This is a genomic window from Acidovorax delafieldii 2AN, assembly GCF_000175235.1.
Taxonomy (GTDB): Bacteria; Pseudomonadota; Gammaproteobacteria; order Burkholderiales; family Burkholderiaceae_C; genus Acidovorax; species Acidovorax delafieldii_B.
In genome coordinates, this window is the sequence record NZ_ACQT01000045.1 from 1 (window position 1) to 21,974 (window position 21,974).

Annotated in this window: 17 protein-coding genes and 1 other RNA gene; 13 read left to right on the forward strand and 5 right to left on the reverse strand. The window is 62.5% G+C overall.

All coding sequences use genetic code 11. The features are described 5' to 3' along the window. On the forward strand, window positions 1-1,296 hold a 1,296-nt coding region (locus ACDELDRAFT_RS08595), incomplete at its 5' end, for an RNA-directed DNA polymerase (protein WP_005795586.1). 412 nt (window positions 1,297-1,708) lie between these two features. Here the strand turns inward: ACDELDRAFT_RS08595 and ACDELDRAFT_RS08600 are convergent. The 5 genes from ACDELDRAFT_RS08600 to ompA all read right to left on the reverse strand — a co-directional run bounded on the left by ACDELDRAFT_RS08600 (window position 1,709) and on the right by ompA (window position 5,701). Further along, window positions 1,709-2,968 (reverse strand): tyrosine-type recombinase/integrase, encoded by a 1,260-nt coding sequence (locus tag ACDELDRAFT_RS08600; protein ID WP_005795588.1) that lies wholly within the window; start codon window positions 2,966-2,968, stop codon window positions 1,709-1,711. A gap of 218 nt (window positions 2,969-3,186) precedes the next feature. Further along, window positions 3,187-3,573: a transfer-messenger RNA gene (gene ssrA, locus ACDELDRAFT_RS23990) on the reverse strand. Window positions 3,574-3,585: 12 nt separating this feature from the next. Beyond that, window positions 3,586-4,251: an HAD family hydrolase gene (locus tag ACDELDRAFT_RS08605; RefSeq protein ID WP_005795590.1), complete on the reverse strand. Its 666-nt coding sequence runs from the start codon at window positions 4,249-4,251 to the stop codon at window positions 3,586-3,588. Window positions 4,252-4,259: 8 nt separating this feature from the next. Beyond that, window positions 4,260-4,970: a bifunctional 2-polyprenyl-6-hydroxyphenol methylase/3-demethylubiquinol 3-O-methyltransferase UbiG gene (gene ubiG / locus ACDELDRAFT_RS08610; protein WP_005795591.1), complete on the reverse strand. Its 711-nt coding sequence runs from the start codon at window positions 4,968-4,970 to the stop codon at window positions 4,260-4,262. A 92-nt stretch (window positions 4,971-5,062) separates the two neighbouring features. Further along, a complete protein-coding gene (gene ompA / locus ACDELDRAFT_RS08615) occupies window positions 5,063-5,701 on the reverse strand; it encodes an outer membrane protein OmpA (protein ID WP_005795593.1) in 639 nt (212 codons plus the stop codon). A gap of 224 nt (window positions 5,702-5,925) precedes the next feature. On the opposite strand from ompA, the gene gyrA reads away from it, so the two are divergent. The 12 genes from gyrA (at window position 5,926) to ACDELDRAFT_RS08675 (ending at window position 21,910) form a co-directional block, all read left to right on the forward strand. Then, window positions 5,926-8,583 carry a DNA gyrase subunit A gene (gene gyrA / locus ACDELDRAFT_RS08620; protein WP_005795595.1) on the forward strand — a complete coding sequence of 886 codons (2,658 nt, stop codon included), beginning with the start codon at window positions 5,926-5,928 and terminating at the stop codon, window positions 8,581-8,583. A gap of 104 nt (window positions 8,584-8,687) precedes the next feature. Beyond that, window positions 8,688-9,797: a 3-phosphoserine/phosphohydroxythreonine transaminase gene (gene serC / locus ACDELDRAFT_RS08625; RefSeq protein ID WP_005795597.1), complete on the forward strand. Its 1,110-nt coding sequence runs from the start codon at window positions 8,688-8,690 to the stop codon at window positions 9,795-9,797. Window positions 9,798-9,837: 40 nt separating this feature from the next. Then, window positions 9,838-10,935 carry a prephenate dehydratase gene (pheA, locus tag ACDELDRAFT_RS08630; RefSeq protein ID WP_005795599.1) on the forward strand — a complete coding sequence of 366 codons (1,098 nt, stop codon included), beginning with the start codon at window positions 9,838-9,840 and terminating at the stop codon, window positions 10,933-10,935. A 9-nt stretch (window positions 10,936-10,944) separates the two neighbouring features. Beyond that, the gene (locus ACDELDRAFT_RS08635; RefSeq protein WP_005795601.1) at window positions 10,945-11,829 is read left to right on the forward strand and encodes a prephenate dehydrogenase; all 885 of its coding nucleotides are present in this window, start codon (window positions 10,945-10,947) and stop codon (window positions 11,827-11,829) included. Then, a complete protein-coding gene (locus tag ACDELDRAFT_RS08640) occupies window positions 11,830-13,860 on the forward strand; it encodes a bifunctional 3-phosphoshikimate 1-carboxyvinyltransferase/cytidylate kinase (RefSeq protein WP_005795603.1) in 2,031 nt (676 codons plus the stop codon). A 195-nt stretch (window positions 13,861-14,055) separates the two neighbouring features. Continuing rightward, window positions 14,056-15,741 (forward strand): 30S ribosomal protein S1, encoded by a 1,686-nt coding sequence (gene rpsA, locus ACDELDRAFT_RS08645; protein WP_005795605.1) that lies wholly within the window; start codon window positions 14,056-14,058, stop codon window positions 15,739-15,741. 244 nt (window positions 15,742-15,985) lie between these two features. Next, a complete protein-coding gene (locus tag ACDELDRAFT_RS08650) occupies window positions 15,986-16,306 on the forward strand; it encodes an integration host factor subunit beta (protein WP_005795606.1) in 321 nt (106 codons plus the stop codon). Window positions 16,307-16,448: 142 nt separating this feature from the next. Further along, the gene (locus tag ACDELDRAFT_RS08655) at window positions 16,449-16,763 is read left to right on the forward strand and encodes a lipopolysaccharide assembly protein LapA domain-containing protein (RefSeq protein ID WP_005795607.1); all 315 of its coding nucleotides are present in this window, start codon (window positions 16,449-16,451) and stop codon (window positions 16,761-16,763) included. Further along, window positions 16,753-17,910 (forward strand): lipopolysaccharide assembly protein LapB, encoded by a 1,158-nt coding sequence (gene lapB, locus ACDELDRAFT_RS08660; protein WP_005795609.1) that lies wholly within the window; start codon window positions 16,753-16,755, stop codon window positions 17,908-17,910. Before ACDELDRAFT_RS08655 ends, lapB begins: the two co-directional genes overlap by 11 nt. 89 nt (window positions 17,911-17,999) lie before the next feature. Beyond that, the gene (locus tag ACDELDRAFT_RS08665) at window positions 18,000-18,464 is read left to right on the forward strand and encodes a ComEA family DNA-binding protein (protein WP_005795611.1); all 465 of its coding nucleotides are present in this window, start codon (window positions 18,000-18,002) and stop codon (window positions 18,462-18,464) included. A 129-nt stretch (window positions 18,465-18,593) separates the two neighbouring features. Next, window positions 18,594-21,545, forward strand: coding sequence for a monovalent cation/H+ antiporter subunit A (locus tag ACDELDRAFT_RS08670; protein ID WP_005795612.1), 2,952 nt, complete (start codon window positions 18,594-18,596; stop codon window positions 21,543-21,545). Continuing rightward, window positions 21,545-21,910 carry a Na+/H+ antiporter subunit C gene (locus ACDELDRAFT_RS08675; RefSeq protein ID WP_005795613.1) on the forward strand — a complete coding sequence of 122 codons (366 nt, stop codon included), beginning with the start codon at window positions 21,545-21,547 and terminating at the stop codon, window positions 21,908-21,910. The genes ACDELDRAFT_RS08670 and ACDELDRAFT_RS08675 overlap by 1 nt, the downstream gene beginning before the upstream one ends. Window positions 21,911-21,974: the final 64 nt, after the last annotated feature.

Below are 21,974 nucleotides of genomic sequence, written 5' to 3' on the forward strand. Positions count from 1 at the left end.
AGTGGGTCACTTCTGCGTGGAAATCAACATACCGCTCTGGCATACGAAGCCGCACCCTCAATCGAGGCAGCCAGAATTCCGGCGAGTGAGCGAGTTGCCTGCTCTTACCGCTTCAAAGTAAAAGAAGGTACCTTCTTCTCCGACGGCTCTGGTTGGCCCGACTATGAGGCGAAAACTGAAGAATTGCTTCATCAGTTTTCTCATGTGCTTGTCACAGATATCACGGATTTCTACAACCAGATCTATCTCCATCGTCTCAACAATGCCATCGAGTCCTCGAATGCTGGCCTGAAACCTTTTGCTGCAGAAATCGAGAACTTTCTATTAACACTCAATAGCAAATCCTCACAAGGGCTCCCCGTTGGCCCGGCTGCAAGCATTGTCATGGCAGAGGCCGTCCTAATTGATGTGGACCTTTTCCTCCGGGCTCAAGGAGTCGCACATACTCGTTACGTGGATGACATTCGCTTGTTCTCCGATTCACCTAGACATTTGCAGAAGGTGCTTGAGAAACTCACTCTATATCTCTACGAGAACCACCGGCTGACCGTCTCTTCAGAAAAAACTGAGCTTCTAGATTCTCCATCTTTCTCAACGAAGCATCTGCACAACCACTATGCAGACGCGAAATCCAACCTGCTCGAAGAACTAGAGGAGTTCAATCCATATTCAGATGAATATGACGAGTTCGAGATAGATGAAGCAGGTTCAGAACCTGATGAGGGCCTTATACAAGCCATCGAAAAGGTCATCAACTATGATCACCTAGACCTTGGGCTTGCAAGAAGCGTTATCCGGACTGCACGTCGAAACTCTGTTGATGTAATCGCTGAGCACCTTCTCCAACACTTCGATTTTTTTGCGCCGGTAGTGAACGATGTTGTCCTCTACTTGCATGAAGTAACTTTCGGTCCAATGCCCCAAAAACTTCTCCCGCACTTGGAGGCTGTTGCTCAGTCGGCAGCACTCGACTCACAGTTGGTTCGGTACTGGATCGAGGCCTATGTCGCTCAGTATCCGGAGTACATGGCTAGCCCTATTCTTTACGCCCTCGTCTACTCTGGGCCAAACATTGACAACCAAGCTCTCGCAGCCATTTCTACGAAGAACGTGGCATGGGTACGTAGCCATAAAGCTTCCATCTACAACCTTGGCGGGTGGGGCAGAAGAGCCGTTCTGAACGCCTCTAGAGTGCTTCCAAGCGATGAGAGAACGCACTGGTTGAAGCTGTTTTCCGGAAACTCTCCGGTACTGCTCGACCGATTGGTTGCTAAATGGGTGCAGGAAACGGCGTGACGCATCTCGCCACTCAAGCGAACCCACGGTAGCCTTTGCTTCGGCAAATTTTTGTTCCAGCGGTCAGTGGCAGCAGACTAGTTTTTAGGCGCGCGACTGGTCTGGGTCCTGAGTGGACACCTCGGTCCCGGTACAGCACATGATCGATTGAGGAAACCGCGAACCTTCAGACGACAGATCCGCATGACCGCTTTCAACTCAAGCTGACATTCAGCCAATGCTTCTAAACGGCTGCAATCAGCCTGGAGCCGCCATGCCGAACGCCGGTTCTGCAGCGGCAATCGCTGCAGAACGGCCGTTCACACCGCCAAGCTCACACTCTTTGCCGACAGGGCCTCAGCGTCAGTTTGAGAGAAACTGCCATCGATTCATGGCAAACCACCGCAACGACCAAGCCCAGCGAAACGGCTGATCAGGTATTTGCATTGCCAAGAGTTTTGGAAGACGTCTTGCCTGCTACTTTGCCTTCCCTCAGTCTGTCCAGATAGTCTGCCCACCGCTGCATCATCTTCGTTCGATGAGCCAGATACTGGGTCCTGTTGTAAGCGCGCCCATTTGCATCCTTCACGGCGTGAGCCAGCTGCGCCTCGATGACCAGCGGGTCAACATCCAATCGCTCCGCCAGCATTGTTCGCGCCGTGGCACGAAAGCCGTGCCATGTCTGGATCTCCGGCGTATAGCCCATGGTGATGAGTGCGGTGCGCACCGAATTCTCTGAAATAGGCCGACTGTGGTTGCGCTCACCAGGAAACACCAAGGCGCTGTGGCCCGTCAATGGATAAAGCTCCCGCAACACTTTCACAGCCTGGGTTGAAAGAGGCACCAGATGTGGGTCCCCGTTTTCCTTCCCGTCCTTGCCCCGCTTCATCCGCGCAGCCGGAATCGTCCAGAGGGCGGCATCCAAGTCCACTTCAGCCCAAGCTGCACCACGCAATTCGCCAGGACGCTGAAACAACAAAGGCGCCAACTGTAGTGCCGCCCGCACGATAGGCCCGCCCTTGTATGCCTGGATAGCGCGCAGTAGCTCACTCAGCTTGGCCGGTTCGGTAATAGCGGCAAAGTGCTTGCCCCGATACGGAGACAACGCACCTTTGAGGTCTCCCGTGATGTCCCGCCCCACCCTGCCTGTCGCGACGCCATAACGCCAGACCTGGCGAGCCAACATCAATCCACGATCGGCCGTCTCTACAGCCCCGCGCTCTTCCACCTTGCGCAGGGTTGCCAGCAGTTCCACCGGCTCAATCTCAGCCAGGCGACGCCCCCCTAGCCACGGAAAGAGATCACGTTCGAACTGGCGCAGTGAGCGCTCGGCATGAGAATCACTCCATAGAGGCTTCTGTTTGTCGTACCACTCCAGAGCGACAGCTTTGAAGGTATCCCCGGCACTGGCAGAAGCCTTCAGCCTTTCCACCTTTCTGGCGTGCACGGGATTAATTCCCGTCGACTTCTGCAGCCTGGCGGTATCACGAGCCTTGCGAGCCGCCGTCAGGCTGACCGAGGGATAGCTGCCCAGAGCCATACGCCCTTCCTTGCCCTCATGCCGATACTTCCAGAACCAGCGCCTCGATCCCCCGGGAGCGACCTCTAGGTACAGGCCTCCCGAGTCAGATAAACGCTCCCGCTTCGATGTGGGGGAACAGACGGCGTTGCGGCACTGTGCGTCAGTCAACATGGGGGAACACCTCCAGAGGTTTCACAAGGATTTCCCCTCCGAAACGGGGGAACAAGCGCCGCCAGTCTACTCTTTTCGGATTTTGTTCCCCCGTCTGTTCCCCCGCCTCAGCCTGGCTGCCGGGAGACCGCTCCGGACGTCTCCATACCGTAACCCATTGATTTACCAAAGAAAAAGGGCGTTCACCGGATGTTGGTGAACGCCCTTGGACGTCGTAATGGTGGAGCTGGCGGGAATTGAACCCGCGTCCGCAAGCCTTTATCGGGCAGATCTACATGTTTAGCGGTCTGTTTTGATTCTCACCGCCAGTGTCGCGCAGTCGCACGCTACACCGGCCGCCAGCACCCTATTTTCTCGCCCTCACCCAAGGTACCCGGGTCAGAACCAGCCCATGTAATTATCCTTGCAGCCGGGAGGCACTGATTGCTCAGAACCCCCTTGCCCAGCCCATCGGCCAACTGTTGCAAGGCTCACTGGCAATTAAGCAGCGAGTGCGAAACGTTCGTCGTTTGCAGTTAGTTTTTTAAATCGAGATTTACGAGCGTGACTCAAGCTCGACATGCACCACACCGATTCCGAACCCACGTCGAAACCAGGACAGCCCCATGGCTCATATTTTAGGCCCTGTTGAGCAATTTCAAGAGCTCTAGCGGCGAATTAATCACGGCATGGGCGCCCCATTGCTGAGGATCTGCCCTTTCCCCCAGATAGCCGTAAATCGCGGCAACGGTCCCCATGCCTGCGGCGATTCCAGCAACGATGTCGCGCTCGTCGTCGCCTACATAGATGCAATGACCGGGCTCCACCCCCAGGCGGTGTGCAGCCTCCAGCAAAGGAGCCGGGTGTGGCTTGGCATGGGGGGTGGTGTCTCCGCAAACGACTGTGCGGGCGGTAGCAAACAAGGGCATGGTCTGAGTCAGCGGCACCGCAAAGCGGGAGGATTTGTTGGTGACCACGCCCCAATTGAGTTTGTTCTCAAGAAGTTGCCCAATCAGGGACGCGACTCCATCGAACACTGTCGTCAGACAGGTCATCCGCTGCTCGTAGTTACTGAAGAATTCCTCGCGCAGAACTTCGAAATCGGGGTGCTGGGGCGTCAAACCAAACGCCTCCGCGAGCATGCCCCGCGCTCCCGCGCCCGCCATGGGGCGATAACGGTCTAGCGGCAGCGAGGGCATTCCCCTGTCGGTGCGCATTTTGTCTGCGGCCAAGCCAAGGTCGGGAGCACTATCGATCAAGGTGCCGTCCAGATCGAACAGCACGGCGCGAACGTCGTGAAACATGCGGCGTCTCAGCCCTCACGCCGCGTGGCGACAAGGTAGTTGACACTGGTGTCGTCACTCAGCCAGTAGCGGCGCGTTAGGGGGTTGTATTCAAGGCCACGCGTACGGCTCACCTCAAGGCCGACAGAGCGGCAACTGGCCGCAAGCTCGCTGGGGCGAATGAATTTAGCGTATTCATGGGTGCCACGAGGCAGCATGTTGAGCACGTACTCGGCACCAACGATGGCCAGCGCAAATGCCTTGGCATTGCGGTTGATGGTTGAGAAGAAAACCCAGCCACCGGGCTTGACCAATCGCGCGCACGCTCGGACGACAGAAGTCGGGTCTGGAACGTGCTCAAGCATTTCCATGCAAGTGACTACATCGAAACTGGCCGCCTGCTCATCTGCCAGCGCCTCGACGCTCACCTCCCGGAACTGCAGGTTGGGCGTTTCAGTCTCCAGGGCGTGCAGACTGGCCACGCGCAATGCCTTGGTGGACAGGTCGATCCCCATGACGTGTGCGCCCTTGCGCGCCATCGAATCCGACAAGATGCCTCCGCCGCACCCGACGTCCAACACCCGCTTGCCCGGCAGGCCGGCCAGGCTGTTGATCCAATCGAGGCGCAACGGGTTAATTTGATGTAAGGGGCGGAACTCACTTTCCGGGTCCCACCACCGGTGGGCCAGCTCGGAAAATTTTGCAAGCTCTGCGGGATCGGCGTTCACTGGTTCACTCATGGAGGGCATTGTCCATCAATGCCACCACCGGCCAATGCCGAGACATAAAAAAAGGCCCCGAAATCGGGGCCTTTTTTGACGCAATCCGAAGATTACTTGGAAGCGCGGGTACCGACCACTTCGATCTCGACGCGACGGTTCTTGGCGCGACCTTCCTTGGTCTTGTTATCCGCGACAGGTTGCTTTTCGCCCTTGCCTTCGGTGTACACGCGGTTCTTTTCGATGCCCTTGGACACCAAATAAGCCTTCACGGCTTCCGAACGGCGGACGGACAGCTTTTGGTTGTAAGCATCGGTACCCACGGAGTCGGTGTGACCCACGGCGATGATCACTTCCAGGTTGATGTCCTTCACCTTGGAGACCAGGTCATCCAGCTTGGCCTTGCCTTCGGGCTTCAGAACGGACTTGTCGAAGTCGAAGAAAGCGTCGGCTGCGTAGGTCACCTTCTGGGCCACTGCGGGAGCAGGAGCAGGCGTAGCGGCAGGAGCAGCAGCAGCAGGAGCAGCAGCAGGAGCAGCAGCGGGTGCGGCAGCAGCAGCCAGGGCGCCGTCGCACTCAGCAGCGGCGGTGGCAGGCGTCCAGTTGGCATCGCGCCAGCAGTATTCGTTGGTGCCGTTTTTCCAGACCAGCTCGCCGGAGCCATTCTTCCAGTTGTCAATGGTTTGTGCGCCAGCGGCGGTTGCAAGCGCTGCGGAGGCAAACAACATCGCCACTTTGTTCAGTTTCTTCATGGTTCTCCTCTTGGGGAAAAAGCCGCAGCCGCGCTGCGAATCAGGACGTCATCGGTGACCATCACCAAGAACGTTCAGGCGATTGTGCCATACGTAACAGGGTAAGTGATGGGGGGTCGGGCATGGTTCCGTAGGACAAAAGCGCAATTGCCGCGATATGTTGCTAAGCCGCTACAAGCTCTTACCCCTAAAATGACTCCCCTTTGCCGTCACCGCCGCCCCCAATGACCCAGTTTGCCAAAGAAACCTTGCCCATCAGCCTCGAAGAGGAGATGCGGCGCAGTTATCTCGATTACGCGATGAGCGTGATCGTGGGTCGGGCACTGCCCGACGCCCGCGATGGCTTAAAGCCGGTGCACCGCCGTGTGCTGTTTGCGATGCACGAACTCAACAACGACTGGAACCGGCCTTACAAGAAGTCGGCCCGTATCGTGGGCGATGTGATTGGTAAGTACCACCCCCACGGCGATTCAGCGGTGTACGACACCATCGTGCGGATGGCGCAGGACTTTTCCCTGCGGCACATGCTGGTCGACGGGCAAGGCAATTTTGGCTCGGTGGACGGTGACAACGCGGCGGCCATGCGGTACACCGAAATCCGCTTGGCAAAGATTGCGCACGAAATGCTCGGTGACATCGACAAGGAAACTGTCGATTTCGGTCCCAACTACGACGGCAGCGAGAAAGAACCACTGGTACTGCCCAGCAAGCTGCCCAATTTGCTGGTGAATGGATCAGCGGGTATTGCGGTAGGCATGGCCACCAACATTCCGCCGCACAACCTCAACGAGGTGGTGGATGCCTGCCTGCACATGCTGCGCAACCCCGAAACCTCCATTGATGAGTTGATGGAGATCATCCCGGCCCCTGACTTCCCCACGGCCGGCATCATCTACGGCATCAATGGCGTGAAAGATGGTTACCGCACGGGTCGCGGCAAAGTCGTGATGCGTGCCAAGTGCCACTTCGAGGACATCGACCGGGGCCAGCGCCAGGCGATCATCGTGGACGAGCTGCCCTACCAGGTCAACAAGAAGACGCTGCAGGAGCGCATGGCCGAGCTGGTACATGAGAAAAAAATCGAGGGCATCAGCCACATCCAGGACGAGTCCGACAAGTCGGGCATGCGCCTGGTGATCGAACTCAAGCGCGGCGAAGTGCCCGAGGTGGTGCTCAACAACCTGTACAAGCAGACGCAGCTGCAGGACACGTTCGGCATGAACATGGTGGCGCTGATCGATGGCCAGCCCCGCCTGTGCAACCTGAAGGACCTGATCGTCGTCTTCCTGCAGCACCGCCGCGAAGTGGTGACGCGCCGCACGGTGTTCGAGTTGCGCAAGGCGCGTGACCGCGGCCATGTGCTCGAAGGCCTGGCCGTGGCGCTGGCCAACATCGACGATTTCATTGCCATCATCCGCAACGCACCCACGCCGCCCGTGGCCAAGGCCGAGCTGATGACCCGCTCGTGGGACAGCAAGCTCGTGCGCGAGATGCTCACCCGCACGCGTGCCGATGGCGGCGTGGTCAACGCCGACGACTACCGCCCAGAAGGGCTGGAGCGTGAATTCGGCATGGGCCAGGACGGCCTCTACCGTCTGTCCGAAACGCAAGCGCAGGAAATCCTGCAGATGCGCCTGCAGCGCCTGACGGGCCTGGAGCAGGACAAGATCGTGGCCGAGTACAAGGAAGTCATGGCGGTCATCGAAGACCTGCTGGACATCCTGGCCAAGCCAGAGCGCGTCTCGACCATCATTGGCGAAGAGCTCACCTCCATCAAGCAGGAGTTCGGCCAGCACAAGCTGGGTGCTCGCCGCAGCATCATCGAGTACAGCGCGCAAGACCTCTCCACCGAAGACCTGATCACCCCCACCGACATGGTGGTCACGCTCTCGCACACCGGCTACATCAAGAGCCAGCCTTTGAGCGAATACCGCGCCCAGAAGCGTGGTGGTCGCGGCAAGCAGGCCACGGCGACCAAGGAAGACGACTGGATCGACCAGCTTTTCATCGCCAATACGCACGACTACATCCTGTGCTTCTCCAACCGGGGCCGCCTGTACTGGCTCAAGGTGTGGGAAGTGCCCGCCGGCTCGCGCGGCTCGCGTGGCCGCCCCATCGTCAACATGTTCCCGCTGCAGGACGGCGAGAAGATCAACGTGGTGCTGCCGCTCACCGGCGACATGCGCAGCTTCCCGGCTGACCGCTTCGTTTTCATGGGCACAAGCATGGGCACCGTGAAGAAGACCGCGCTGGATGAGTTCAGCAACCCGCGCAAGGGCGGCATCATCGCCGTGAACCTCGATGATGGCGACTACCTCATCGGCGCGGCACTGACCGACGGCAAGCACGACGTGATGCTGTTCAGCGACGGCGGCAAGGCCGTGCGCTTCGACGAAAACGACGTGCGCCCGCTGGGCCGTGCAGCCCGTGGTGTGCGCGGCATGATGCTCGAGGATGGCCAAAGCGTGATCGCCATGCTGGTCGCCGAAGACGAAACACAAAGCGTGCTCACCGCCACCGAAAACGGCTACGGCAAGCGCACCAGCATCGTCGAATACACCCGACACGGCCGCGGCACCAAGGGCATGATCGCCATCCAGCAGAGCGAGCGCAACGGCAAGGTCGTCGCCGCCACGCTGGTGCATGCCGATGACGAGATCATGCTGATCACCGACAAAGGCGTACTCGTGCGCACCCGCGTGAGCGAGATCCGCGAGCTGGGCCGTGCCACGCAGGGCGTGACACTGATAGCCCTCGACGAAGGCTCCAAGCTCAGCGGCCTGCAGCGCATTGTCGAAAACGACGCCCATGTGGGCGACGTGGAGGCTGGCAGCGATGAGTCGGCGCCCGACAACGCCCAGCCGGATGCACCTGAAGCCTGATCCTCCGACCATGGCGCCATCCTTCACGCCGCGCCATACGCTATAAAAAATAGAGCTGCTTGTGCACACCATTCGTGCGCAAGCGGCCTTTTTGGTTAAAAACGATGACACGCCCTTACAACTTCTCCGCCGGCCCGGCCGCCATTCCCGCCGAAGTCCTCGAACAAGCCGCCGCCGAGATGCTGGACTGGCACGGCAGCGGCATGGGGGTGATGGAGATGAGCCACCGGGGCAAAGAGTTCATCTCCATCTACGAGCAGGCCGAAGCCGATCTGCGGGAACTGCTGTCGGTGCCCTCGCAGTTCAAAATCCTGTTCATGCAGGGCGGGGGCCTGGCCGAAAACGCCATCGTCCCGCTCAACCTCTCGCGCGCCGGCGTGGTGGATTTCGTGGTGACCGGCAGCTGGAGCCAGAAGTCGCAAAAGGAGGCGCGCAAGTACGCAGCCGAGGTCAACGTGATCGCGTCGGGTGAGGCCAATGGCTTTACCACCCTGCCCGATCCGGCCGCCTGGACACCCAGCCGCGGCGCGAGCTATCTGCACATCTGCAGCAACGAAACGATCAACGGCGTTGAATTCCAGGAATTGCCCGACCTTCGCGGGCTGGGCTGCGATGCGCCGCTGGTGATTGACTTCTCGTCCCATGTGGCCTCGCGCCCGGTGGACTGGTCGCGCGTTGGGCTGGCTTTCGGGGGCGCTCAGAAGAACCTGGGGCCCGCCGGCCTCACCCTGGTGATCGTGCGCGAGGATCTGCTGGGCCACGCCCTGCCCGCCTGCCCCAGCGCCTTTGACTACAAGACGGTGGCCGACAACCACTCCATGTACAACACCCCTCCCACCTGGGGTATCTACGTGGCCGGCCTGACCTTCCAGTGGCTCAAGCGCCAGCGCGAGGGCGGCCACAGCGGCATTGCCGCCATGGAGCAGCGCAACATCGCCAAGGCCCGCCTGCTGTACGACGCCATCGACCAGTCGCAGTTCTATGTGAACAAAGTGGCGGCCAACTGCCGTTCGCGCATGAACGTGCCTTTCTTCCTGCGCGACGAAAGCCGCAACGATGCCTTCCTGGCCGGCGCCAAGGAGCGCGGCCTGCTGCAGCTCAAGGGCCACAAGTCGGTGGGCGGCATGCGCGCCAGCCTCTACAACGCCATGCCACTGGCTGGCGTGCAGGCGCTGGTGGACTACATGCGAGAATTTGAACAAAAAAACGCTTGATCCCCGTCAGCCGCATGCTCCGCGAACGCCCCTGCCATTCATGAACACTCCGCAAGCCTCACCCGACCTCGCCAGCCTGCGCGTACAGATCGACAACATTGACCAGCAACTGCTCACGCTGCTGAACCAGCGTGCGCTGGTGGCAGAGCGGGTGGGCGAAGTCAAGAAGCGCGAAGGCACGCCCTTTTTCCGTCCCGACCGTGTGGCGCAGGTCATTGAAAAGATCACCCACGCCAATCCCGGGCCGCTCAAGGGCGCCCACGTGGCTGCCATCTGGCGCGAAATCATGTCGGCCTGCCTGGCACTCGAATCGCCCCAGCGCGTGGCGGTGCTCGGCCCCGAGGGCACCTTCTGCGAGCAGGCGGCCATCGAGTATTTCGGCGGTGCCGCCGACCTCATGTACTGCGCCAGCTTCGACGAGGTGTTCCATGCCACGGCGGCGGGCAGCGCCCAATACGGTGTGGTCGGTGTGGAAAACTCCACCGAGGGCGTGGTCACGCGCTCGCTGGACATGTTCCTGCACACGCCCACCCACGTGGTGGGCGAAGTCAGCCTGCTGATCCGCCACAACCTGCTGCGCCAGACCAATTCGCTGGACGGCATCGAGGCCGTGCTGGCCCATCCCCAGGCCCTCGCACAGTGCCAGGCGTGGCTGACCAAGCACCTGCCCCACGCCGAACGCCGGCCCGTGTCCAGCAACGCCGAGGGCGCGCGCCTGGCAGCCACCAACCCTGCCTGGGCGGCTCTGTCCAGCGAACGCGCGGCCCAGCAATTCGGCCTGCACATCGTCGCCCATGCGATCCAGGACGACGCCTACAACCGCACACGGTTCGCCATCATCTGCCTGCCGCACACGCTGCAGACACCACCGCCTTCGGGCAAGGACTGCACCAGCCTCATCGTGTCGGTCCCCAACCGCCCCGGAGCGGTGCACGACCTGTTGGTGCCGCTCAAGACCAACGGGGTCTCCATGACGCGCTTCGAATCGCGCCCTGCGCGCACCGGCCAGTGGGAGTACTACTTCTACATCGACCTGGACGGGCACCCCGCGCAGCCGCACGTGGCCAAGGCCCTCGAAGAACTGCGCGCCCTGTGCGCCTTCTACAAGCTGCTGGGCACCTACCCGGTCTCAGCGTGAGGAGCCGGTATGTTTGAACAACTCGGACTGATCGGTTGCGGCCTCATGGGAGGCTCCTTCGCGCTTGCGATGAAGAAGGCAGGCCTCGTCAAACGCGTGGTTGGCTACAGCAAATCGCCTTCCACCACCGACCGCGCCCGCCAACTGGGGGTGATCGACGTCGAAGCCCCCTCGGCCTTGCTGGCCGTGGCTGGCGCCGACATCGTGTTGCTGGCTGTGCCCGTTGCCGCCACCGAAGCCACGCTCAAAGCCATCAAGCACCTTGTCACCCCGCAGATGCTGATCATGGACGTGGGCTCGACCAAGGCCGACGTCGTGCAGGCGGCCCGGCGCTCGCTGCGCGACCAGGTCGGATCGTTCGTGCCGGCGCACCCCATCACAGGCCGAGAGGTGTCCGGCGTCGAGCACGCCGAAGCCGAGCTTTACAGCGGCCGCCAGGTCATCCTCACGCCCATCGAGCGCACCCTCACGGCCCAGTTGCAACGGGCAGAAAACGTCTGGACCGCCCTCGGCTGCCGCGTGACCAGCATGTCGCCCGAATCGCACGACGCCGCCTTTGCGGCCGTGAGCCATCTGCCGCACCTGCTGGCGTTTGCCATGATGAACAGCATCACCGGGCAGTCCACGGGGGACGATTTCCTGTCGTTGGCGGGCCCCGGATTCCGTGATTTCACCCGCATCGCCGCCAGCGATCCCAAGATGTGGCGCGACATCCTGCTGTCCAACCGGGAAGAGCTGCTGGTCCAGTCGCGCCTGTTCCAGCAAACCCTGCGCACCTTCGAGCAGGCGATGGAAAAAGGCGACGCGCAACGCCTCGAAGACATGCTCACCCTGGCCAGCGAGACCCGCGCCCACTGGCGCATGGGCGCTCAGCGCTCGTCCAAGAACCGATAGATGTTCCATACCGCCTTTCTTGATCTGCCTGCGCTCGACGGCGCCGCGGGCACGGTAGACCTGCCTGGCTCCAAGAGCATTTCCAACCGCGTGCTGTTGCTGGCCGCACTCAGCGAGGGCACCACAGTCGTGCACGACCTGCTGGCCTCGGACGACACCCGCGTCATGCTGGATGCGCTGCGCCAGATCGGTTGCACGGTGGACGAAGCGGGCAGCACAGTACGCATCACCGGCCTGGGAGGCCACGCGCCCCGGTCGCCGGCCAAGCTCTTCATGGGCAACGCCGGCACCGCCATGCGCCCCCTCACAGCCGCACTGGCCCTGTTGGGTGGCGAATTTGAACTGTCGGGCGTGCCCCGCATGCACGAACGCCCCATCGGCGACCTGGTTCAGGCCCTGCGACAGCTGGGCTGCCTGATCGACTACCTTGGCAACGACGGCTACCCGCCCCTGCGCATTGCGCATGTCCAGGGCGTGCCGTCCCTGGCGCTGACGGAGCCCATCCGCGTGCGCGGGGATGTATCCAGCCAGTTCCTGACCGCCCTGCTCATGGCGCTGCCGCTGGCGGCTGGCACGCAAAGCATCGCCGTCGAGGTGGTGGGTGAACTCATCTCCAGGCCCTACATCGCGATCACGCTGCAGCTTCTCGAACGCTTCGGCATCGTGGTCGAACACCAGAACTGGCAGCGCTTCACGATTGTCGCGGGCAGCCGCTACCAATCGCCCGGCAGCGTCCACGTTGAGTCAGACGCTTCATCCGCTAGCTATTTCATAGCACTTGGTGCTTTAACGACAAGCGCTACAGGCCAAAAAGGCATCAAAATTCAGGGCGTGGGCCTTGATTCGATCCAGGGGGACATCCGGTTTGTCGAGGCGGCCCGCGCCATGGGCGCCGTGGTGACGGGCGGGCCCAACTGGCTGCAGGTCGAGCGTGGCGCCTGGCCGCTGAAGGCCATTGATCTCGATTGCAACCACATTCCCGATGCCGCCATGACGCTGGCCGTGATGGCGCTGTATGCCGAGGGCACCACCACGCTGCGCAACATCGCCAGCTGGCGCGTGAAGGAGACCGACCGGATTGCCGCCATGGCCACCGAGCTGCGCAAGCTCGGCGCCACGGCCGAGGAAGGCGCAGACTACATCCGCGTCACCCCCCCAGCCAATGTGGCGGACTGGAAAGCCGCCAGCATCCACACCTATGACGACCACCGCGTGGCCATGTGTTTCTCGCTGGCTGCCTTCAACCCGGCGCGTCTGCCTGTGCGCATCGAAGACCCCAAGTGCGTGGCCAAGACCTTCCCGGACTACTTCGAGGCGCTGTTCTCGGTCGCCCAGGTCGAAACCTCCCACATCCCGGTGATCTGCATTGACGGCCCCACGGCCTCGGGTAAGGGCACGGTGGCGGCTGCGGTGGCGCAGCGGCTGGGCTATCGCTTTTTGGATTCCGGCGCGATGTACCGCATCACCGCCCTCGCCGCGCTGCGGGCGGGTTTCGCCATCGATGCGGATCACGAAGCCCGTATCGCCACCCTGGCCCAGACGCTGCCGGTGCGGTTTGAGGGCGGCAAGGTGTGGCTGGGCAGCGACGACGTGACCGAGGCCATCCGCACCGAAGAAGCCGGTATGAACGCGTCCCGCGTGTCCGCCCTGCCTGCCGTGCGCACGGCACTGGTGGACCTGCAACACAGCTTCCAGCGCCTGCCAGGGCTGGTGGCCGACGGCCGTGACATGGGCACGGTGATCTTCCCGGGCGCTCCCCTGAAGGTGTTCTTGACCGCCAACGCCGCCTGCCGTGCGGAGCGGCGCTATAAACAGTTGATTTCAAAAGGTTTTCCGGCTAATATCGATGACCTTCGCGCGGATTTGGAAGCACGTGACGCCCGGGACACCTCCCGCAGCGTGGCCCCTCTCAAACCCGCGCAGGATGCTCTGGTCCTGGACAACTCCGATTTGACGATTGAACAAGCCGTCGAAAAGGTCTTGACCTGGTGGCAGGAGCGCCAGCCCTTCGCAGCTTCTGCGCAGCGCTGACAACGTGGAGCCCTCGGGCTCCAGGCAGTGCCGAAAGGCCTTGCCACAGGCCCATGCAGCCCCCATCGCGCGCCAGCGCACAGGTTGTGTGGATCGATAACCTAACCCGCGGCTCCGCCGCAAAAAACCACCGCAAGCAGCTATAGAAACGGTAGCAATGGTGCTACCGGAATCCTGTTTGTGGCAAGGAAACACATGTCCGAATCTTTTGCCGCCCTTTTTGAAGAATCCTTGCAGCGCACGGAAATGCGCCCAGGCGAAGTCATCACCGCTGAAGTCGTGCGCGTTGAGCACAATTTCGTGGTCGTGAACGCTGGCCTCAAGTCCGAAGCCTACGTGCCGTTGGAAGAGTTCAAGAACGACAAGGGCGAAGTCGAAGTCCAAGTGGGTGACTTCGTGTCGGTGGCCATTGGCTCCATCGAAAACGGCTACGGCGACACCATCTTGTCGCGCGACACCGCCAAGCGTCTGGCTTCCTGGATGAGCCTGGAAAAGGCCCTGGAATCCGGCGAATTCGTCACTGGTACGACCAGCGGCAAGGTCAAGGGCGGTCTGACCGTTCTGGTCAACGGCATCCGCGCATTCCTGCCCGGCTCGCTGATCGATACGCGTCCGATCAAAGATCTGACGCCGTACGAAAACAAGACCATGGAATTCAAGGTCATCAAGCTGGACCGCAAGCGCAACAACGTGGTGCTGAGCCGCCGCGCTGTGGTGGAAGCCTCCATGGGCGAAGAGCGCGCCAAGCTGATGGAAACCCTGAAGGAAGGCTCCATCGTTCAAGGCGTGGTCAAGAACATCACCGAATACGGTGCGTTCGTGGACCTGGGCGGCATCGACGGCCTGCTGCACATCACCGACATGGCATGGCGCCGCGTGCGTCACCCCTCCGAAGTGGTGACCGCTGGCCAGGAAATCACTGCCAAGATCCTGAAGTTCGACACCGAAAAGAACCGTGTCTCGCTGGGTCTGAAGCAAATGGGCGACGACCCATGGATGGGCGTGAACCGCCGCTACCCCCAAGGCACCCGCCTGTTCGGCAAGATCACGAACATTGCCGACTACGGCGCGTTCGTCGAACTCGAACCCGGCATCGAAGGCCTGGTGCACGTGTCTGAAATGGACTGGACCAACAAGAACATCGCTCCCGCCAAGCTGGTTTCGCTGGGCGACGAAGTCGAAGTCATGGTTCTGGAAATCGACGAAGACAAGCGCCGTATCAGCCTGGGCATGAAGCAGTGCAAGGCCAACCCATGGCAAGAATTCGCACAGGACACGAAGCGCGGCGACCGCGTGAAGGGTCCTATCAAGTCGATCACCGACTTCGGCGTGTTCGTGGGCCTGGCTGCCGGCATCGACGGCTTGGTGCACCTGTCTGACCTGTCGTGGAACGAACCCGGCGAAGCCGCTGTTCGCAACTACAAGAAGGGCCAGGAAGTGGAAGCGATCGTGCTGGCCGTGGACGTGGACCGCGAACGCATCTCGCTGGGCATCAAGCAGCTCGACGGCGACCCATTCACGACCTTCGTGACCGTGAACGACAAGGGCCAGACGGTGACCGGCAAGGTCAAGACCGTGGACGCCCGTGGCGCTGAAATCGACCTCGGCGAAGACATCGTGGGCTACCTGCGCGCTTCGGAAATCTCCCGCGACCGCGTGGAAGATGCCCGCAACGTGCTGAAGGAAGGCGACGAAGTCACGGCCGTGGTGGTCAATGTGGATCGCAAGACCCGCAACATCCAGCTGTCGATCAAGCAAAAGGACATGGCCGACGAGCAAGGCGCCATGGCCAGCCTGAGCCAGCAATCGAGCCGTGAAAGCGCCGGCACGACCAGCCTGGGCGCCCTGCTGCGTGCCAAGCTGGACAACTCGGAAAAGTAAAACGCTGACCCATCAGGAGCGTCAGCCCGACGAGCGGCGTGCGCTGCGGATCGAACGGCCTGCCAGGCGCAAAGCGCGGCAATAGCCATCGCTATTGCCGGCATTTGCAACGCCACAGGCCGTCCGAGTCCGCAGATGCAGACGACGCGGCGAATCGAGCAGAGGCTCCTTCATCGGTCAGACAGCGGGCGCCTCGGCGCCCGCTCTTTTTTCATGAAGACCTGCCGCTGTGCGCGGCCAGCCTATGCCCCAAGACTCCATGACCCGTTCAGACCTGGTTGAAGAACTGGCCGCCCGATTCAGCCAGTTGACGCACCGCGATGCCGAATTTGCCGTCAAGACGCTGCTGGACGCGGTGGGGGACGCACTGGTGCGTGGACACCGCATCGAGATCCGCGGCTTTGGCAGCTTTTCGGTCAACCGCCGCCCTCCCCGCATGGGCCGCAACCCACGCAGTGGCGAGGCCGTCGCCATTCCGGAAAAACGCGTTCCCCACTTCAAGCCCGGCAAAGCGCTGCGCGAAGCGGTGGACCGGCGCACGGCCGAACTCGAGACGGGCAGCTGACCACAACGCTACTGGTTTGATAGCTGCTGGTGCACTACCCATCAGCGCAAGAGCCTGATAGCGTGCAAATCAGATAGGACTACGCGCCTCACCCGGATCCCTGCGCTAAGCTCTTAGAATCTCCCCACCACCGGGGAGCCCCATGAAATACCTCCTGTGGCTGCTCAAGGCGGCCATTTTTTTTACGCTGTTTGCGTTCGCGCTGAACAACCAGCAGGACGCCACCGTGCATTTTTTCTTCGGCACGCAGTGGCGTGCGCCGTTGGTGCTGGTGGTATTGACCGCATTCGCCGCCGGCGTGGTGGTCGGCGTACTGGGCATGGTGCCGCGCTGGTGGAAGCACCGTCGCGCCGCCCGTCGGGCCCATGGTGCCGCGAAGGCGCCGATCACCCCCACCCCACCCGCTCCGGCCCCCGCACCCTCGCCCGCAGAACTGCCCCCCATCCATGGAATTTGACATCAGCTGGATCCTGCTTGGCCTGCCCTTGGCATTTGTGCTCGGGTGGGCGGCATCGCGCTTCGATCTGCGCCAACTGCGCGCGGAAAACCGCCGGGCCCCCAAAGCGTACTTCAAGGGCCTGAACTTCCTGCTCAATGAGCAGCAGGATCAGGCCATTGACGCCTTCATCGAAGCCGTGCAGAACGACCCCGACACCTCGGAGTTGCACTTTGCACTGGGCAATCTGTTTCGCCGGCGCGGTGAATACGACCGCGCGGTGCGCGTGCATGAACACCTGCTCTCGCGCGGCGACCTGGGCCGCAGCGACCGCGAACGCGCCCAGTATGCGTTGGCACTCGACTTTCTGAAGGCCGGCCTGCTCGACCGCGCCGAGGATGCGCTGACGCGGCTTGAAGCCACCCCGTTCGAGGCCCAGGCACGCCTGGCCCTGCTGGCCATCTATGAGCGCTCGCGCGACTGGCCCCACGCCGCTGCCATCGCCCGCAAGATGCATGACGCCCGCCAAGGCGATTTCAGCACCCGGCAGGCCCACTATCTGTGCGAGCAGGCGCAGGCATGCATTGCCAATGACGACCGCCCCGCCGCGCTGGCCCTGCTGAACCAGGCCCTGGCCGCCGCCCCCGATGCAGCGCGCGCCCGCATCGACCTGGCGCGGCTGCAGCAACGCATGGGCGACAGTGACGCCGCGCTGGACACGCTCAAGGCACTGAGCCGGCAAGCCCCTGCGGCCCTGCCGCTGGCCGCCCCTTTGCTCGTGGAGACAGCGCTCGCGACCAACCGCAAAAGCGAAGTGCAAGCCCTGCTGCACGCGCACTACGCGGAGGCTGCATCGCTTGACGTGCTGGAAGGCATCGTGGCGCTGGAGGCTACCGATGCCGCAGGCCCGGCCGTTGCGCGGCAGCGGTATGTGCAGCACCTGGACCAGGAGCAGTCGCTCGTGGCGGCCGCCAAGTGGCTGGCGGCGGAGAAGCTCGAGCATGAGGAGTTCCATCCCCAGGTGCAGCGCGCGCTCGACCATGCGGCCAAACCCCTCACCCGCTACCGCTGCGCCGCCTGCGGCTTTGAAGCCCGCCAGCACTTCTGGCAATGTCCAGGCTGCCAGAGCTGGGACAGCTACCCCGCCCGCCGGGTGGAAGAGCTCTGAGCCAGCAAATGCGGCGGACAGGCTGGGGCTTCACCGCTATGATGTTCTCGCGGTGTCGTCGCGCCGCGTCATTCACCAGGAGTTCGTCCATGCTGAAAAAATTACTGATCCTCATTGCCATGTTGTATGCCGCCGCCTCGTTTGCAGCGGTCGATGTGAACAAGGCCACTGCCGCTGAACTGGACGGCATCAAAGGCATCGGGCCAGGCATTTCCGGAAAAATTGTCGAAGAGCGAAAGAACGGCTCATTCAAGGACTGGAATGACTTCATCACCCGGGTTCGCGGTGTGGGGGAGACCAATGCCAGCAAATTTTCGGCCGAAGGTCTGACGGTGAACGGCCAGGGCTTCAAGGGTGCCCCGGCATCGACTGCCACGAAGTCGGCATCACCAACAAAGAACAAGGCAGACAGTGCGCCTGCGGCTGCCGTTGACACGAAGGTGAAGGACGAGGAAAAAGCCGCCAAGAAACAGGCCAGGAAAGAGAAAAAGGAAAAGGACGCCAAGGCCGCAGCAGCCCCAATCAAGGCTCCTGCCAGCACTCCCAAAAAGTGAGCACCTCACGCAAATACAAAACCCGCTTCGGCGGGTTTTGTATTTTGGGGCCGGCACAGCGGCCCAATGCACGCCTCCACATGGTCTTTCGCAGGACGGCAGCGCACCGACCCGTAAAATTATCGGCGCATGCCCCTGATTTTCCTCATTCTTCTTCCGTTCATCGGCAGCTTCCTGGCGGCGGTCCTGCCGTCCAACGCCCGCAATACCGAATCCACCATTGCCGGCCTGATCGCGCTGTTCTGCACCGTACAGACCGCCCTCTACTTTCCTCAGATTGCTGGCGGCGGCGTGCTGCGCGAAGAAATGCAATGGTTGCCCTCGCTGGGCCTGAACCTGGTCATCCGCATGGACGGGTTTGCGTGGATGTTCTGCATGCTGGTGCTGGGCATTGGAACGCTGGTGGTGCTGTATGCGCGCTACTACATGTCGCCGGCCGACCCGGTGCCGCGCTTCTTCTCGTTTTTCCTGGCTTTCATGGGCGCCATGGCGGGCGTCGTACTGTCAGGCAACATCATCCAGCTGGCCTTCTTCTGGGAACTGACCAGCCTGTTCTCGTTTTTGCTGATCGGCTATTGGCACCACCGGCGCGACGCACGGCGGGGCGCCCGCATGGCGCTGACGGTGACCGGCACCGGCGGCCTGTGCATGCTGGGGGGCATGCTGCTGATCGGCCATATCGTCGGCAGCTATGACCTCGACCATGTGCTGGCGGCCGGCCAGCAGGTGCGCAGCCACCCCCAGTACCTCGTGGCGCTCTGCCTGGTGCTGCTGGGCGCGTTCACCAAAAGCGCGCAGTTTCCCTTCCACTTCTGGCTGCCGCAGGCCATGGCGGCGCCCACGCCGGTTTCGGCTTATCTTCATTCCGCCACCATGGTGAAGGCGGGCGTTTTTCTGCTGGCACGCATGTGGCCAGTGCTGGGGGGCACCGAGCCATGGTTCTGGCTGGTAGGCGGAGCGGGCCTGGTCACACTGCTGCTGGGCGGTTATGCCGCCATGTTCCAGAACGATCTCAAGGGCCTGCTCGCCTATTCGACCATCTCGCATCTGGGCCTGATCACGCTGCTGCTGGGCCTCAACAGCCCGCTGGCGGCGGTGGCGGCGGTCTTCCACATCATGAACCACGCCACCTTCAAGGCGTCGCTGTTCATGGCCGCCGGCATCGTGGACCACGAGAGCGGCACCCGCGACATCCGCCGCCTGTCGGGCCTGCGTTCGATGATGCCCGTCACCGCCACGCTGGCCATGGTTGCCAGCGCGGCCATGGCCGGCGTGCCGTTGCTCAACGGTTTCCTGTCGAAGGAGATGTTCTTCGCCGAGACGGTATTCATCAACACCACGCCGCTGGTGGCAGTGGCACTGCCCATTGCCGCGACACTGGCGGGCATCTTCAGCGTGGCCTACTCGTTGCGGTTCACGGTCGACGTGTACTTCGGCCCACCGGCCACCGACCTGCCCCGCACACCGCACGAGCCTCCGCACTGGATGCGCGTGCCCATCGAACTGCTGGTGCTGGTGTGCCTCGTGGTGGGCGTGCTGCCCGCCTGGTCCGTGGGGCGTTTTCTGGACGCGGCGGCGCGGCCGGTGGTGGGCACGGACCTGCCCGCCTTCAGCCTCGCGGTATGGCACGGGTTCAACACGCCCTTCATGATGAGCCTGCTGGCCATGGCGGGCGGCATCGCGCTCTACGCGGGCCTGCGGGCGCTGCGCGCGGCTGGCGGTATCGACGCACCGCCGCTCATCCACCGGCTGGAGGGGCGGCGGTTTTTCGAGGGCGGGCTGGCCTGGATCACGCTGCTGGGCCGCAACGGACGTCGCCTGCTGTCCACCCAGCGCCTGCAGTGGCAGATGTTGTGGCTGGTCTGCGCCGCACTGGCCGCAGGCGCCATGCCGTTGTGGAGCCAGAGCGTGCAGCTCGGCCATCGCGGCATGCTGCCCCTGTCGCCCGCGTTCGTGTTGCTATGGGGCGTGGGCACGGTCTGCGCCATCGCCGCCGCATGGCAGGCCAAATACCACCGGCTGGCGGCCTTGACGCTGGTGGGCGGCGTGGGCCTTTGCACCTGCATCACCTTCCTGTGGTTCTCGGCACCCGACCTCGCGCTCACGCAGATCGTGGTCGAGATCGTGACCACGGTGCTCATTCTGCTGGGCCTGCGCTGGCTGCCCAAGCGCGACGAAACCCTGCGCACCGCCACGTCCACCGAGCAGGCCGGCACACGCCGCCGCCGCCAGCGCGACATGGCGCTGGCCCTGGCATCCGGGGGCGGCATGGCCTGGCTGGCCTTTGCGATGATGAGCCGGCCGTTTCCCGAAAGCACATCGACCTTCTTTCTTGAAAATGCGCTGACCCAAGGCGGCGGCACCAATGTGGTGAATGTGATGCTGGTGGACTTTCGCGGCTTCGATACCTTTGGCGAAATCGTGGTGCTGGGCGTGGTGGCGCTCACGGTGTACGCGCTGCTGAGGCGCTTTCGCCCCGCGCGCGAGACCATGGACCTGCCCGAGCAACAGCGCAACATGCCCGCCGACCTGCAGACCGACCTGCTCAATCCCCGCCACGCCAGCGACACCGCCGTGGGCTACCTGATGGTGCCCGCCGTGCTCGTGCGTCTGCTGCTGCCCTTTGCCGCCATGGTGGCGTTCTACCTGTTCATGCGAGGCCACAACGAGCCCGGCGGCGGCTTCGTGGCAGGGCTCGTGCTGTCGGTGGCGCTGCTGCTGCAATACATCATCTCGGGCACGCAGTGGGTGGAGGCGCACCTCACGCTGTTCCCGCGGCGCTGGATCGGCACCGGACTCCTGTTCGCCCTGGGCACGGGGCTCGGGGCCGTGGCGCTCGGCTACCCCTTTCTCACCAGCCACACCCTGCATTTCGACCTGCCGCTGGTCGGCGGCATTCACATCGCCAGCGCCATGTTCTTCGATATCGGCGTGTTCACGCTCGTGGTGGGCTCCACCCTGCTGATCCTCACCGCCATCGCCCACCAATCGGTGCGGGGCCACCGCTACCACGCACGCCTGGCCGAAGAGGCCGCCGAGCAGCCCGTGCCTGCCGTCCACCCCCTGGAGGCCACGCCCTGATGGAAATTGTTCTGGTCATCGCCATCGGCGTGCTCACGGGGTCGGGCGTCTGGCTGCTGCTGCGCCCGCGCACCTTCCAGGTGATCATGGGGCTGTCGCTGCTGTCCTACGCCGTCAACCTGTTCATCTTCAGCATGGGCCGCGAGGGCCTGGCCATCAACAAGGAGCCGGTGCTCCGGCCGGGCTTGCCGCATGACCTGGCGCATTACGCCGACCCCATGCCCCAGGCGCTGGTGCTGACGGCCATCGTGATCGGCTTTGCCATGACGGCCCTGTTCCTGGTGGTGCTGCTGGCCTCGCGCGGCATGTCGGGCACCGATCACGTGGACGGCAGCACCGCCAGCGACGTGCAGGAGATGCCATGAGCACGGCCGCGCACGCCCCGAACGCCCTGACCACCCCGTGCGGCGCGAACGCCGGGCGCCAGCG

What these genes read in the sequence shown, in the direction of transcription:
- ACDELDRAFT_RS08665 (WP_005795611.1), top strand. Translation starts at nt 18,000, where the DNA reads ATGCTGAAAAAATTACTGATCCTCATTGCCATGTTGTATGCCGCCGCC.
- pheA (WP_005795599.1), top strand. Translation starts at nt 9,838, where the DNA reads ATGAACACTCCGCAAGCCTCACCCGACCTCGCCAGCCTGCGCGTACAG.
- ompA (WP_005795593.1), bottom strand. Translation starts at nt 5,701, where the DNA reads ATGAAGAAACTGAACAAAGTGGCGATGTTGTTTGCCTCCGCAGCGCTT.
- rpsA (WP_005795605.1), top strand. Translation starts at nt 14,056, where the DNA reads ATGTCCGAATCTTTTGCCGCCCTTTTTGAAGAATCCTTGCAGCGCACG.
- ACDELDRAFT_RS08670 (WP_005795612.1), top strand. Translation starts at nt 18,594, where the DNA reads ATGCCCCTGATTTTCCTCATTCTTCTTCCGTTCATCGGCAGCTTCCTG.
- ACDELDRAFT_RS08640 (WP_005795603.1), top strand. Translation starts at nt 11,830, where the DNA reads ATGTTCCATACCGCCTTTCTTGATCTGCCTGCGCTCGACGGCGCCGCG.
- ACDELDRAFT_RS08635 (WP_005795601.1), top strand. Translation starts at nt 10,945, where the DNA reads ATGTTTGAACAACTCGGACTGATCGGTTGCGGCCTCATGGGAGGCTCC.
- ACDELDRAFT_RS08655 (WP_005795607.1), top strand. Translation starts at nt 16,449, where the DNA reads ATGAAATACCTCCTGTGGCTGCTCAAGGCGGCCATTTTTTTTACGCTG.
- ACDELDRAFT_RS08605 (WP_005795590.1), bottom strand. Translation starts at nt 4,251, where the DNA reads ATGTTTCACGACGTTCGCGCCGTGCTGTTCGATCTGGACGGCACCTTG.
- ACDELDRAFT_RS08650 (WP_005795606.1), top strand. Translation starts at nt 15,986, where the DNA reads ATGCCCCAAGACTCCATGACCCGTTCAGACCTGGTTGAAGAACTGGCC.
- serC (WP_005795597.1), top strand. Translation starts at nt 8,688, where the DNA reads ATGACACGCCCTTACAACTTCTCCGCCGGCCCGGCCGCCATTCCCGCC.
- ACDELDRAFT_RS08600 (WP_005795588.1), bottom strand. Translation starts at nt 2,968, where the DNA reads ATGTTGACTGACGCACAGTGCCGCAACGCCGTCTGTTCCCCCACATCG.
- gyrA (WP_005795595.1), top strand. Translation starts at nt 5,926, where the DNA reads ATGACCCAGTTTGCCAAAGAAACCTTGCCCATCAGCCTCGAAGAGGAG.
- ubiG (WP_005795591.1), bottom strand. Translation starts at nt 4,970, where the DNA reads ATGAGTGAACCAGTGAACGCCGATCCCGCAGAGCTTGCAAAATTTTCC.
- ACDELDRAFT_RS08675 (WP_005795613.1), top strand. Translation starts at nt 21,545, where the DNA reads ATGGAAATTGTTCTGGTCATCGCCATCGGCGTGCTCACGGGGTCGGGC.
- lapB (WP_005795609.1), top strand. Translation starts at nt 16,753, where the DNA reads ATGGAATTTGACATCAGCTGGATCCTGCTTGGCCTGCCCTTGGCATTT.